The organism is Streptomyces sp. NPDC006365 (assembly GCF_042870755.1).
GTDB lineage: Bacteria > Actinomycetota > Actinomycetes > Streptomycetales > Streptomycetaceae > Streptomyces > Streptomyces xiangluensis.
On record NZ_JBIAHS010000004.1, the window covers coordinates 25627 to 38334 of the forward strand.

General features: G+C 71.1%; 11 protein-coding genes and 1 pseudogene. 1 reads left to right on the forward strand and 11 read right to left on the reverse strand.

Annotation, left to right across the window (positions count from 1 at the left end):
- Nucleotides 1-43 precede the first annotated feature (43 nt).
- The 6 genes from ACFYO0_RS13190 to ACFYO0_RS13215 all read right to left on the reverse strand — a co-directional run bounded on the left by ACFYO0_RS13190 (nt 44) and on the right by ACFYO0_RS13215 (nt 8545).
- Entirely contained in the window at nt 44-832 is a 789-nt protein-coding gene (locus ACFYO0_RS13190) for a hypothetical protein (protein WP_388674330.1), read from the reverse strand.
- Nucleotides 829-2547 carry a serine/threonine-protein kinase gene (locus ACFYO0_RS13195; RefSeq protein WP_388674332.1) on the reverse strand — a complete coding sequence of 573 codons (1719 nt, stop codon included), beginning with the start codon at nt 2545-2547 and terminating at the stop codon, nt 829-831. Before ACFYO0_RS13195 ends, ACFYO0_RS13190 begins: the two co-directional genes overlap by 4 nt.
- Nucleotides 2548-3394: 847 nt before the next feature.
- The gene (locus ACFYO0_RS13200) at nt 3395-4549 is read right to left on the reverse strand and encodes an XdhC family protein (RefSeq protein ID WP_388674334.1); all 1155 of its coding nucleotides are present in this window, start codon (nt 4547-4549) and stop codon (nt 3395-3397) included.
- Between the two features lie 160 nt (nt 4550-4709).
- Complete coding sequence (locus ACFYO0_RS13205) at nt 4710-6905, reverse strand: xanthine dehydrogenase family protein molybdopterin-binding subunit (RefSeq protein ID WP_388674336.1); 2196 nt, start codon at nt 6903-6905, stop codon at nt 4710-4712.
- Complete coding sequence (locus ACFYO0_RS13210; protein ID WP_388674338.1) at nt 6902-7882, reverse strand: FAD binding domain-containing protein; 981 nt, start codon at nt 7880-7882, stop codon at nt 6902-6904. Before ACFYO0_RS13210 ends, ACFYO0_RS13205 begins: the two co-directional genes overlap by 4 nt.
- Nucleotides 7883-7894: 12 nt before the next feature.
- On the reverse strand, nt 7895-8545 hold the full coding sequence (locus ACFYO0_RS13215) for a (2Fe-2S)-binding protein (protein ID WP_388674340.1): 651 nt from the start codon (nt 8543-8545) through the stop codon (nt 7895-7897).
- Between the two features lie 267 nt (nt 8546-8812).
- Between ACFYO0_RS13215 and ACFYO0_RS13220 the strand changes: the two are divergent.
- Nucleotides 8813-8911: pseudogene (locus ACFYO0_RS13220) on the forward strand (DUF4440 domain-containing protein); the annotation flags it as partial.
- 33 nt (nt 8912-8944) lie between these two features.
- Here the strand turns inward: ACFYO0_RS13220 and ACFYO0_RS13225 are convergent.
- From ACFYO0_RS13225 to ACFYO0_RS13245, 5 genes are all read right to left on the reverse strand, one after another.
- Nucleotides 8945-9358: a cupin domain-containing protein gene (locus tag ACFYO0_RS13225; RefSeq protein ID WP_388674341.1), complete on the reverse strand. Its 414-nt coding sequence runs from the start codon at nt 9356-9358 to the stop codon at nt 8945-8947.
- Between the two features lie 36 nt (nt 9359-9394).
- Nucleotides 9395-10162 carry a glucose 1-dehydrogenase gene (locus tag ACFYO0_RS13230; protein ID WP_388674342.1) on the reverse strand — a complete coding sequence of 256 codons (768 nt, stop codon included), beginning with the start codon at nt 10160-10162 and terminating at the stop codon, nt 9395-9397.
- Nucleotides 10163-10319: 157 nt separating this feature from the next.
- Nucleotides 10320-10847: a cyclophilin-like fold protein gene (locus ACFYO0_RS13235; protein WP_388674343.1), complete on the reverse strand. Its 528-nt coding sequence runs from the start codon at nt 10845-10847 to the stop codon at nt 10320-10322.
- Nucleotides 10844-11527 (reverse strand): SDR family NAD(P)-dependent oxidoreductase, encoded by a 684-nt coding sequence (locus tag ACFYO0_RS13240; RefSeq protein WP_388674345.1) that lies wholly within the window; start codon nt 11525-11527, stop codon nt 10844-10846. The genes ACFYO0_RS13235 and ACFYO0_RS13240 overlap by 4 nt, the downstream gene beginning before the upstream one ends.
- Nucleotides 11528-11608: 81 nt before the next feature.
- On the reverse strand, nt 11609-12625 hold the full coding sequence (locus ACFYO0_RS13245; RefSeq protein WP_388674347.1) for a zinc-dependent alcohol dehydrogenase family protein: 1017 nt from the start codon (nt 12623-12625) through the stop codon (nt 11609-11611).
- Nucleotides 12626-12708: the final 83 nt, after the last annotated feature.

Below are 12708 nucleotides of genomic sequence, written 5' to 3' on the forward strand. Positions count from 1 at the left end.
CGCTGTGTGGGGCCGGGCCACGGTTGACGAAACGGAGGTCTCTTCAGGGGCAGTCGTACGTGAAGTGGGTGGTGACCGTGTGGTGGGTGGGGGACTGGATCCGTAGTTCGACCTCTGCCGTGTAGTGGCCCTTGCCCTGGAAGGTCCACAGCAGGTGCAGACGTGCCTGTCTCTGGCCCCGGACCACCACTTCGCGCAGGACGCCCGAGGCGGTGCCGTCACTTCGGGTCCAGCGGTAGGAGAGCGTGCCCGGCCGGCCGTTCGTGGCGACGAGGGCGACTATGTCCGCTGTGCCGCCGCATCCCAGATCCGTCGGCCGGGCCGTGACCGCCGCCGTATGCACCGCGACGGAGGGCCCGAGGCGCTGCCAGGCGAGGAAGGCGATGACGGCGATCAGTACGAGCGCGGGCAGAGCGTGTCTTCGCAGACGTCGGCGCGGGGGCACGCGAGGCGGCGGCACCGCGGGCAGCGTCCTGTGAGTACGGTGCGCGACGGCGGCTGTCACCCCCGGGCCGAAACGCAGCACGGTGCCCTCGGCACGGTCGGGCAGTGTCGGCGGCGGCAGGATCCCCGTGGAGGGCGGCCCGACAGGGGTGGTGTCCGGCTCGGGCCTCTGGATCCAGTGGCTGGCCAGCACCGTGGCGCTGTACTCGGCGTCGGCGGAGCCTGGTTCGTCGCTCGGGGCGTGTTCGTCGGTGGGGCCGAGGTGGAGGGTGGAGGTGTGATCGTCGGCCGGGTCGAGCACCCGGGTTTCGTCGGCGGAGCCGAACACCTGGGTGGGCTCCCAGTCCTCGGCAGACGACGCGGGAGTTCGGTCGTTGTGAGCGCTCATCGGAGGACACACCGCCTGGTCAGAAGCTGCTGCGAGGCGCCGCCGTCGGCGGAGGCCGGAGTGGTCGTGGCCTGCACCGTCCAGTAACAGCCGTTGCCCTGGAAGGTGTGGTCGACGGTGAGCGTGTACTGGGTGGCGCCGCTGCGCTCGAACGTCTGGGACGCACCGTCCGGGGTGCCGAGCTGTCCCCCGGTGTCGCCCGTGGACCACGAGACGGTGATGGAGAGCGGTCCGGTGCCGTCCGTGGTGATGTCGATCGTTGCCGAGGCGGTCGTCGGACCCGTCTGCTGGAAGCCCGACACCGCGACGTCCTTGACGGCGGGAGCGGCCGGCGCAGCGGGGGCAGTCGGCGCGGTGGGGGCGGCCGGCGCGGTGGGGGCGGCCGGCGCGGTGGGGGCGGCCGGCGCAGTGGGGGTCGTCGTCGGCGTCGCCTCGGTGGTCGCCGCGCCGGGTGTCGTCGTCCCGGGGTCCGGGTCCGTGGTGGCCGCGGATGCCGAGGGCTCGCCGGTGCCGGCCGTCGCCGAGTCCGAGGGCGACAGACTGGGGGACACGGTGGACGTCGGGGGCGTCGGGGACGAGTTCGCCGACGCGCTCGGCGGAGCGATGAGCTCTCCCGACTCCACACCGGGCTGGGCTCTGGTGGTGGCCAGGGCCTGCGCCGCCTGCTGCGGATCCGCTCCCAGCGGGGTGTGCTGGATGCCGTAGGTCAGGACGACAGCCAGAAGCGCGGCCGCACCGGCCACCAGCATCCCTGGCCGGCCGGGACGCCACGACTGCGCCCAGCCGAGGCCCGGTTCACGGCTCAGGACCGTGCGTGCGGTGTCCGTCGTGGTACGTGGGGCACTACGGGCCGAGGGCAGCAGCAGAGGCAGCAGGGCCACCAGCGCGGCGAGCCGACCGCGGCCGCGTTCCTCCCAGTCGGGCCCGTAGGCGGCGCCGGCCACTGCCTCCAGTTCCGTGACGAACTCCTCGGCGTGTAGGGGCCGTTCCCCCGGGGCCTTGGCCAGACCACGCCGGACCAGCTCCCGCACCGCCTCGGGGACCTCCTCGGCGGGGACGGGCGCGTCGACGTGCTGCAGCGCGAGTTCGGCGAGGTTGTCACCCGAGTACGGCTTGTGGCCCGTCAGGCACTCGAAGAAGGTGGCCGTGGCCGCGTACACGTCGGCTGCGGGAGAGGCGGGCGCGCCGGTCCACTGCTCCGGGGCCATGTAGGCGGGGGTTCCCGCCACGCCGACGCTGGTGCCGGCGTCCACCGCGATCCCGAAGTCGACCAGCTTGGACGATCCGTCCGGTACGACCAGGACGTTCGCCGGTTTGTAGTCGCGGTGGACGACGCCGATGCGGTGCGCGTCGGCCAGGCCGAGCAACGACCCCTTGAGGACCACGAGCGCGGCCTCGGGACCGAGCGGACTCTCCCTGGTCAGCAGGGTCCGCAGCGAGACACCGTCCACCAGCTCCATCACGATGGCGGCGCCGTCCGGGCTCTCGACGTACTCGTACAACCCGGTGACGTACGGGCTCTCCAGGCCGCCGAGCAGCCGCGCCTCCGCCCTGAAGTCGCGTACGAAGCCCGGCCGGGTGCGCAGTGACTCGCTGAGGTACTTCACCGCGACCGGCACGCCCGTCTCCTCGTGCACGGCCAGGACGACCCGCCCGCTCGCCCCTGATCCGAGCTCCTGTGACTCGGTGTATCCGGGCACTCCCCATGTGTTCATCCCAGCCCCCCAAGGCCGCACGTGCTACCGGAAACTCACCCGCTCCGGAGCTTCGGCCACGCATCCAAAGACACGTTTTCAGCCACTGCGGTTGCGGTGCGGCATCCGGTACCCCCGTTCCGGACACCGGCAGCCGGGATCGAAGGGAGCACCACTGGATAGTGCCTCAGAGCCTGTACAGATCGGCCCGGAACGCCGGTAACAGTCCGGTGCACGGCCCGCGTCCCACGCGGGTGCGCGACCGGTTCGACCCGTTTCCTGCCGCTTTTGCCGCGGCTGCGGAGTGAATCGTGGATGACTGAAAAGATCACACGTGAGACCGATACTCGCCTTCCGGCGGGGGGCCGGACAGCACCTGGCCGTGTCGATCTTCGGCGCGTCCAGGTCGACGTTGGTGCAGGAGAGGCGGGTGTCGGTGAACTGGGCGCGCAGAGTGAGCGGCTTGTTCCTTGGTACCGCCCGGCGTCCCCGACTGTGCCGGCATCGACCCGAAGCATCCGCCGCCGGGGGCCCTGGCCGCTCCGTACGCGAAGCGGCCCTGAGCGGGAGCGAGTAGGCCCGTCTCCGGGTCAGACCCGTTGTCGAAGAGTGTCGTTGCGGTCTCGGGCTGACCTTCCCGGGATGTCCGCCCGAGGCTCATCGGACGTGTTTCGCCAGTTTGGTGGCGCCGTTGAGCAGGTACTCCAGGGGTCCGCGGCGGAAGAAGCGGGACCGGATCGCCGCGAACAGGGTGGCCCCGACGATGAACCAGAGCAGCAGCGCGGCGGAGGCGGACTGCGGCGGGGTGGCCGCTTCGCCGGGCAGGGCGAGGATGACCAGGCTGTGGCCAACGTGTCCGGTCAGGGCTTCAGGAGGGTCTTGATGGCGCGGGCCTCGTCCATTGCCTTGCAGCCCCCGGCCGGTGGATCGGGCCGGTGATCTGGGTCAGGGGCAGGCCGGTGCCCTGGTTGGCCTGGACGATGATCTCCGCGGTGATGGAGACGGCCGTCTCCTCGGGCGTGTGAGCTCCGAGGTCGAGGCCGATCGGGGAACGCAGCCGCGCCAACCGGTCCTCCGTCACGCCCTCCTCGCGCAGGAGCCGCAGGCGCTCGTCGTGGGTGCGCCGGGAGCCCATCGCCCCCACGTAGGCGACGGGCAGTTCGAGGGCCAGTCGCAGCAGGGGGACGTCGAACTTGGCGTCGTGGGTGAGGACGCATACGGCGGTACGTTCGTCCACCTCGGTGCGTTCCAGGTAGCGGTGGGGCCAGTCGACCACCACCTCGTCCGCGTGAGGGAAGCGTGCTGTCGTGGCGAAGACGGGGCGGGCGTCGCAGACGGTGACGTGGTAGCCGAGGAAGCGGCCGGCCTGGCTGAGGGCTGCGGCGAAGTCGACCGCTCCGAAGACCAGCAGGCGCGGCCGGGGCGCGTGCACGTGGACGAGGACGGACAGCCGTTCGGGGCATTCGTCCCCTGTCCCGCCGATGTCGACGCGGGCGGTGCGGCCGGCCCGCAGCAGGGCCTTGGCCTGGTCTGCGACCACCCGGTCTGCCGGGCCGTCGTCCACGCGCCCGTAGGTGGCATGGCCACCGCCGAGCACGCTCAGCGTGGAGCCGAGGAGGCGCTCCGGGCCGTCCGCGACCTGTGCCACGGCGACCGGTCGCCCTTGAGTGATCTCGGAGAGGGCCGTGGCCAGGTGCGGCTGGGCTGCGGGATCGATGCGCTGGACGAGGACGTCGAGTTCGCCGCCACAGGTGAGGCCGACGGCGAAGGCGTCGTCGTCGGAGTAGCCGAACCAGGCCCGCTGCGGAGCGCCCCGGTCGCGGAGCACCTGTTGGCACAGTTCGTAGACCGCGCCCTCGACGCAGCCGCCGGAGATGCTGCCGATCGCGGTGCCGTCCTCGTCCACCGCGACCGACGTACCGACCGGCAGGGGTGCGCTGCCGTGCACGTCGACGACGGTGGCCAGGGCAAAGGGGCGTGCTTCACGGCACCAGAGGTGCAGTGTGTCCGCGATGTTGAGCATGGCAGTTCTCCACGGCAGGACCAGGATCGGAAGTGAGCGGGCCGCCGCCACGACGCCGGGGAAAGCGTCATGCGGCGGCGGCCCTGGGAGGTCCGGCGGCCGGACGAGGCGCGAGCTGCCGGACGAGCGGTGTGCACTGCGCCGGACCGAAGCGCATGGGTCAGAGCAAGGCCTCGGCGGTGATGGGCAGTTCGCGGATGCGGCGACCGGTGGCGTTGAAGACCGCGTTGCCGATCGCGGCCGCCACACCCACCTGTACGACCTCGCCGAGCCCCTTGACGCCGAGCGCGTTGCCGTCGTTGTCCTCGCCGTCCAGGTAGATCGCCCTGACGTCGGGGACGTCGGCGTTGACGGGGACGAGGTAGTCGGCGAGGTTGGCGTTGACGATCCGGCCGTCGCGGTGGTCGGTGGCCGTGTGTTCCAGCAGGGCCGTGCCGATGCCGCCCACGATGCCGCCGATCGCCTGGCTGTCGGCGAGCTTGGGGCTGATGATGCGGCCCGCGTCGTACACGCCGAGCATGCGCCTGACCCGTACGAGGCCCAGGGTCGCGTCGACGGCGACCTCGGCGAAGGTGGCGTTGTAGGCGTGGTAGGAATGCCGCTCGGGACTGGGCGGCCCGGTGTAGGAGCCGCCCGCTTCGAGGTGGGTGCGGTCGTTGCGGGCCAGTAGCGTCCGGTACGTCTCGCCGCGGGTCGGGTTGCCCTGCTCGTGCAGCCGGCCGCCGCGTACGACCACGTCGTCCGCCTTCACCCCGTACAGCGGTGACTCGCGGTCCTCGACGGCCAGCTTGATCGCCTGCCGCCGCACCTGGTTGCAGGCGTCGTGGACGGCGGTGCCGACGCTGGCCATGGTCGCCGAGCCGCCGTGCGGCGAGGTCGGCGGGTAGAGGGAGTCGCCGAGCCGGAAGGTGACCGTACGCATGGTCAGCCCGAGGGCGTCGGCCGCGACCTGGGTCTGGGAGGTGTAGGTGCCCGGCCCCATGTCGCTGGTGGCCGCCTCGACCACGGCGGTGCCGTCGGCATCGAGGCGGGCCCGGGCCTGTGCGGGGTAACGCCCCGGGTCGTAGACACCGGCGGCCATACCCAGGCCGATCAGCCAGTCGCCCTCGCGCCTCGAACGTGGCCGGGCGGAGCGGCGCTGCCAGCCGAACTCGCGGGCGCCGACGGTGTAGCACTCGCGCAGCCGACGGGTGGAGAACGGCAGGTTGTTCGACTCGTCCTCGTTCGGTTCGTTGCGCCGGCGCAGCTCGATCGGGTCGACGCCCAGCTTGTGCGCGAGTTCGTCCATGGCCGACTCGATCACGAACGACGCCGAGGCGAAGCCGGGGCCACGCATCCAGATCGGGGTGTTCACGTCCAGGGGGGCCGTCCGGTACGCCTGGCTGACGTTCGGCATGCTGTAGAGCATCTGCCCCGCGCCCATGACGGCCTCGGTGAACGTCTCGTACGAGGAGGTCTCGGCGTCGATCTCGTGGATCGCGGCGGTCAGCCGGCCGCGCCGGTCGCTGCCGAGGCGCAGCCGGTACGCGTACGACGGCCGGAAGCCGGTTCCGAAGTACATCTGTTTGCGGCTCAGCACCAGCTTGACCGGACGCTTCGTCTCCCGCGCGGCCAGGGCGGCGACGACGCTGTGCGGCCAGCAGCGCAACCCGCTGCCGAAGCCGCCGCCGACGAACGGGTTGATGACGCGCACCGACTCCGCGGGCAGGTCGAACACGGCCGCGAGCTCGTCATGCGTGCCCATCACCCACTGCGTCTTGTCCCACACGGTCAGCTCGTCGCCGTCCCAGCGGGCGATGGTGGCGTGCGGCTCCATCGGATTGTGGTGGTTGCGCGCCAGCTCGTACGTCAGATCCAGCCGTACGGGAGAGCCGCGCAGGCCCGCTTCCGCATCGCCGCGCGCGTAGTCCGTCGGCTTGTCCCGTTCCGCCTCGTGCAGGTCGGTCGAGGGCCGTTCGGCGTCGTACTCGACCTTCACCAGACTCGCGCCGTGCTGCGCGGCCTCCAGGGTGGTGGCGACCACGACGGCGACCGGCTGGCCGTGGAAGAGCACCCGGTCGTCCTGGAAGACCCGCTGCCGCCGGCCCGGCGGGTTGTTCGACCCGGCGTTGTCACGGTACGGCAGCTTCGGTGCGTTGTCGTGGTGGATCACCCGCAGCACGCCCGGCTGGGCTTCGGCGGTGTCGGTGTCGATCGATGTGATGCGGCCGCGGCCGATGCTCGCATCCACGATGACGGCGTGCACCGCCCCGTCGACATCGAATTCGGCGGCGTACTGCGCCTTGCCCGTGACCTTCAGCCGGCCGTCCACCCGGGACAGCGGCGCACCCACGGCTGCCTGCGGCTGGGGGCTCACTTCGTACCTCCTACGATGCGCAGCTGGCGTTCGACGGTCCGCTGGAGCAACTCGACCTTGAACCGGTTGTGTTGAAGGGGACGGGCGCCTTCCGCCGCCTTGGCGGCAGCGGCCGTCCACAACGAGTCCGAGGGGCGCTCGCCGACGAGGTGCCGCTCGACGGCCGGCAGCTTCCACGGCACCGTGCCCACCCCTCCGGCGGCCACTCGCGCCTCGCGGATCACCCCGCCGCGCACATGCAGCGCTACGGCCGCCGAGGTCAGGGCGAACTCGTAGGACTGCCGGTCACGCACCTTCAGGTAACCCGACTTCAGCGGACGCGACAACGCGGGGATCTCCACTGCGGTAATCAACTCGCCCTTCCTTAGGGCCTGTTCACGGTTCGGGGTGCTGCCCGGCCGCAACAGGAAGTCGACGAAGGCGACCTGGCGCTCCCCGTCCGGGCCCAGCAGGAGCACCTGCGCCTCAAGCGCCGCGAACGCCACGGCGACGTCGGAGGGGTGAGTGGCCACGCAGGCGTCGGAGGTGCCCAGGATGGCGTGCGTACGGTTGACGCCCTCCAGCGCCGCGCAGCCGGAACCGGGCTCGCGCCTGTTGCAGTCGGCGGTCACATCACGGAAGTACGTGCACCGGGTGCGTTGCATGATGTTGCCGCCGATGGTGGCCATGTTCCGCAGCTGGGCCGACGCGCTCAGCTCCAGCGCCTCGGAGATGACCGGGAACAGGGTGCGCACCTTGCGGTGGGCCGCGGCCTCGGACATGGTCACCAGCGCACCGATACGCAGCCCGCCGCGCCCGGTGACGGTGACCTCGCCCAGCGGCAGACCGCTGATGTCGACCAACGCCTCGGGACGCTCGACGGTTTCCCGCATCAGGTCGACCAGCGTGGTGCCGCCGGCGATGTAACGCCCGCCGCGACGACCGGCGTTGAGGGCTTCTCGCGTGTCGGACACGCGCGTGTAGGTGAAGGGATGCATGACGGCCGCTCCTTACTTCCGGGCGGCGGTCTGCTCGACCGCGCGCACGATTTTCACGTAACAGCCGCAGCGGCAGATGTTGCCGCTCATCCACTCGCGGATCTCCTCCGGCGAGCCCGTGTGGCCCTCGTGGATGCAGCCGACACCGGAGACGATCTGGCCGGGTGTGCAGTAGCCGCACTGGAAGGCGTCCTCGTCGATGAACGCCTGCTGCAGCGGGTGCAGTTGGTCGCCGTCGGCCAGGCCCTCGACGGTGGTGACCTCGGCGCCCTCCAGTCGCACCGCCAGCGTCAGACAGGAGTTGACCCGCCGCCCGTCGACCAGCACGGTGCACGCTCCGCAAGCACCGGCGTTGCAGCCCTTCTTCGAGCCGGGCAGGTCGAAGTGCTCGCGCAGCAGGTCCAGCAGCGACGTGCGGTTGTCGACCGTCACGGTGCGGCGGGTGCCGTTGACCGTCAGGGACACGCGGCCGGAGGGCGGCGCCTCGGCGGCGGCCACCTCCTCCGGAGCCCCGAGGAATGCCCCTCCGATCGCCCCGCCCGCGACGACCGCACCACCGACCGCGGTACTGGTGGCGATGAAGGTGCGCCGAGTGGGCGCCGGGGAGGACTCGCCGGCTCCGGTGGGGGATGGAACGGCAGACTCAGGGAGTTCAGTGGACATACGTACGCCTTCGTATCGCGGACGGATCGGCCGTACACAACGGCGGGACGGGAGACTGGACCTTCGTCACCGCGGGGAACTGGGCCACCGCGCGCCTTGGCAGCGGCGACTGGTCGCACGGGGAGTCTTGCACCACCGGCAACGCTCGTGACAGGGAGACTTTCCTCCCCCCTTACGCTCCGTCAGGACCCACTGACCGACATCATCGTGGGCCTTTCGCACGGGGAGAGGAGGCCAGAGCCTCGCCGCCGCCCGGTTGTTGGGTGCGTCCGCGTCACTCACCACTTCGTTGTGCGTGGCGGACTGATCGACCGCTTCGGGCAGGTCCCTGACACGGCCCTCGTCGGGGACGCCGTGCCGTCCTGAGTGAGCCCGGGTCATGTGATCGACTGGCCGGGGCTAGTGGTTGCGGGTGCGGGAGCCGTTGTACTGCTGGTCGGCGACCGGCTCGGCCCACGTGGTCTCGGGGGTGCCGTCACCTGTGCCCTCCCACATGGCGATGTGCTCCATGAACCGGTCGGGGGCGGCGCCGTGCCAGTGTTCCTCGTTCGGCGGGCAGGCGACGGTCTCGCCGGGGTGGGCCTCGAAGACGGTGCCGTCCCGGGTTCCGATCAGGGCGATGCCGGCCACGACGTGCAGGGTCTGGCCCAGGGCGTGGGAGTGCCAGTTGGTGCGGGCGCCCGGCGAGAAGCGGACCAGGTTGGCGCGCATCCTGGACGGCTCCTGGCCGGCCACGATGACGTCCCACCACACGTCGCCGGTGAACCAGTCCACCGGGGCCTTGCTGCTGGGCTGCTGCTTGATGAATTCCATGGTGTCTCTCAGCTCTCCTTCGTGCGTGGGCTGTCTCTAGCGGGCGACGTAGCCGCCGTCGACGGGGAGGGCGACGCCGACGACGAAGCCGGCTCCGGGGCTGCACAACCACAGGACCGCCTGGGCGATTTCGTCGGCGGTGCCGAGTCGGTTGACGGGCTGGTTGGCTTCGGCCTCGGCACGGTCGAGCTCCCCCTTGGCGATCATGTCGCTGACCATGGGGGTGTCGATGGTGCCGGGGCACACGGCGTTGATCCGAATGCCGCGCGGGGCGTATTCGAGGGCGGCGCTGGTGGTCAGGCCGATCACGCCGTGTTTGGAGGCGTGGTACGAGGCTCGGCCGGGGAGACCGACGAGGCCTCCGAGGGAGGAGCAGTTGACGATGGCTCCGCTGCCCTGGGCCCGCATGTGCCGCAGCTCGTGCTTCATGCAGGCCCACACGCCCCGGAGGTTGATTGCGTTGACGCGGTCGAACCGTTCGGCGGGCTCGTCGGCGGCGTCGCTGGGCGGGATCTGGATGCCGGCGTTGTTGTAGGCCATGTCGAGGCGGCCGAACGTCTCGACAGTGCCGTCGACCGCGGCGGCGACCTGGTCCTCGTCGCTGACGTCGCAGGTGAGGGCGAGGACCCGGTGGCCGGCGTCGGTGAGTTCCTTCGCGGCCGCGTTCAGGGCTGCTTCGTCGATGTCGGTGAGGGCGACGGCGGCTCCGGAGGCGGCGAACGCGCGGGCGGTCGCCAGGCCCATACCGGCGCCGGCCCCGGTCACGAAAGCGACCTGGCTGGTGAAGTCGTAGCTGGGATTCACGTCGGGTTGTCCCTTCGAGCGAGGGGGGGGCGGCTGAAGCCGTCGCGGCGGGACAGCGGACGGCGCGGCCACGTCTTCGACGGTTCCATGCAGCGAACCGGACCGAAAAGGGGAGAATCTCCGCCCTCCTTCGTGCAGGGGCGAGCGGTGGGGCGGATCAGGGCGCGGCTTCCATGGTGATCTCGTCGGCGGTGGCGAGCTGCTCGGCACCGCCGTCGGCCATGTGCCCGAGGATGACCAGGCCGGCCGCGTAGGGAGCGTCGCGGTAGTAAGTGGCGAGCTGGTTCCAGGGCGCGTAGTACGCCAGGTCACCGACCTCTGGGTCGGCGCCTTCCGGGGCGCCGGAGGTGGACAGCTTCCGGGGCAGATCGGCGATCTTCTCGGCCTGGTTGAGGTCGCGCAGGGACAGGGTCAGGGGGAGCTGGGCGGCGAAGTCGCGGGCGGTGGGGCTGTCGTTCAGGGTGGCGGCGATGTGTTGGCCGTCGAGGGTGAGCCGGATGTTCATCGCGGTTGTCCTGCCGGTCGGTGTGGTGGCTGCCGGGGCCGTCGAAGCCTGCGGCGACGCGGGCTCGGAGGAGGAGACGGAGGAGGAGGGCGGGGAATCGTCGGCGCAGGCGGTCATGACCAGCAGCAGGGCGGCGGCCGGGACCACGCGGGCGAGGGCGCGAAGGGGGGTGAGGTTCACGGGTCGTCCAGTGGCTGGTCGGGCAGGGGCTCGGAGTAGTGACGGAAGCCGTCCCGCTGCTGGTGGATGTCGAACAGTCGCCGGGCCAGTACGTCGGGGCTGCTGTGCTCGGCGTCGGGCCGGATTGCGCCAGGGATGATCAGCTGGGCGGCGTGGATGTTCTCCGGGGCGAGGGCGTCGTGGAGCATGCGGGCGTAGGCGCTTTCGGCGGCGAAGGCGATCGATGTGCCGGCGACGTTCGGGTTGGGTCGTACGGCGCTGGAGCCGTTGACGAACAGCAGGGTGCCGCGGCCCCGCTCGCGCATGCCGGGAAGAACGGCGTTCACGCAGGTGACGGGACCCTTGACGGAAAAGGCGAGCGGCGCGTCGAGGTCATCGGCACTCGTGTCGAGGACCGGCTTCATGAAGTCGGCGCGCGGCACCGGGCTGTACTGGAGGATCTCGATGGGCCCCCAGGCTGCCGCGGCCGCGTACAGGGCCGCGGTCAGCGACTCGATGTCGAGGACGTCAGCGGTGAAGCCGCGGGCCTGGATGTCGTCACGGGCGAGTTCGGCCGTCAGCTCGTCCAGCTTCTGCGCGTCGCGGGCAATCAGAGCGACGGTGTGGCCGGCGGCTCCGAAGCGGCGGGCGGTGGCGAGCCCGAGGCCGGGGCCGGCGCCGACGAGGGCGAAGGTCGTCATAGTTGGTCCTCGTACGAGCGGTTGTGGTCCCCGGTCCGGGGCAGCACCGCCTGGGTGCGGCCCCTGTGTGGACGTGTGCGGTCAGGGCTTGAGGAGGGCCTTGATGGCGCGGCGCTCGTCCATCGCCTTGTAGCCCTCGGCGACCTGCTCCAGGGGGAGCGTGAGGTCGAAGACCCTGCCCGGGTTGATCCGCCCGGAAAGGACCCGGTCGATCAGATCGGGCAGGTAGCGGCGTACGGGGGCGGGGCCGCCACGCAGGCCGACCTGGGAAAAGAACAGCTCCTCGCCGTCGAGCGCCACCTCGTGCGGGACACCGACGAAGCCGACGTTGCCGCCGGGCCGGGCGGAGTGCAGGGCCTGCCGCATGGACTCCGGGGTGCCGACGCACTCCAGCACAGAGTCGGCGCCGATGCCGTTCGTCAGCTCCTTCACGCGGACGATGCCTTCTTCGCCGCGCTCGCCGACGATGTCGGTGGCACCGAATTCGAGGGCGAGCTTCTGCCGGGATTCATGGCGGCTCATGGCGATGATCCGCTCCGCGCCGAGCTCCTTCGCGGCGATCACGCCGCACAGGCCGACCGCACCGTCACCCACGACCACGGCCGTGGTACCGGGCTTCACTTCAGCGGCGAGGGCGGCGTACCAGCCGGTGCCCATCACATCGGAGACGGCCAGCAGGCCGGGCACCATCTCGCCGTCCGGGTGCTCGTCCGTGGCGACCAGGGTGCCGTGCGCGTTGGGGATGCGGACGTAGTCGGCCTGACAGGTGCTCATGAACTCCCGGTGCAGGCAGGAGGACTGCCAGCCGTTCAGGCAGTTCACGCACGTGTTGTCCGAGGTGGCGAACGAACCGACCACGAACTGGCCCGGCTTGACGCCCGCGACCTCGCTGCCCACTTCCTCGACGATGCCCACGTACTCGTGCCCCATCGGATGGGGTTCGTCGACAGGTTCCGCGCCGCGGTAGGGCCACAGGTCCGAGCCGCACACGCAGGTGGCGACCGTACGGATGACCGCGTCGGTCGGCTTGAGGATCTTCGGGTCGTCGAGTGCCTCGAAACGCACATCGCCGGGGGCGTGGATGACTGCTCCGCGCATGGGGGTGCTTCCTTTGGGTGCGAGGGTCGTGTGCAGCAGTCGGCGGTCGTGATCGGCTGCTCGACAGCGAGCCTCGCACGCGA

Excerpts from the sequence above, each read along its gene's own strand:
- ACFYO0_RS13240 (WP_388674345.1), bottom strand. The coding sequence starts at position 11,527 with ATGACGACCTTCGCCCTCGTCGGCGCCGGCCCCGGCCTCGGGCTCGCC.
- ACFYO0_RS13195 (WP_388674332.1), bottom strand. The coding sequence starts at position 2,547 with ATGAACACATGGGGAGTGCCCGGATACACCGAGTCACAGGAGCTCGGA.
- ACFYO0_RS13225 (WP_388674341.1), bottom strand. The coding sequence starts at position 9,358 with ATGGAATTCATCAAGCAGCAGCCCAGCAGCAAGGCCCCGGTGGACTGG.
- ACFYO0_RS13190 (WP_388674330.1), bottom strand. The coding sequence starts at position 832 with ATGAGCGCTCACAACGACCGAACTCCCGCGTCGTCTGCCGAGGACTGG.
- ACFYO0_RS13200 (WP_388674334.1), bottom strand. The coding sequence starts at position 4,549 with ATGCTCAACATCGCGGACACACTGCACCTCTGGTGCCGTGAAGCACGC.
- ACFYO0_RS13210 (WP_388674338.1), bottom strand. The coding sequence starts at position 7,882 with ATGCATCCCTTCACCTACACGCGCGTGTCCGACACGCGAGAAGCCCTC.
- ACFYO0_RS13245 (WP_388674347.1), bottom strand. The coding sequence starts at position 12,625 with ATGCGCGGAGCAGTCATCCACGCCCCCGGCGATGTGCGTTTCGAGGCA.
- ACFYO0_RS13215 (WP_388674340.1), bottom strand. The coding sequence starts at position 8,545 with ATGTCCACTGAACTCCCTGAGTCTGCCGTTCCATCCCCCACCGGAGCC.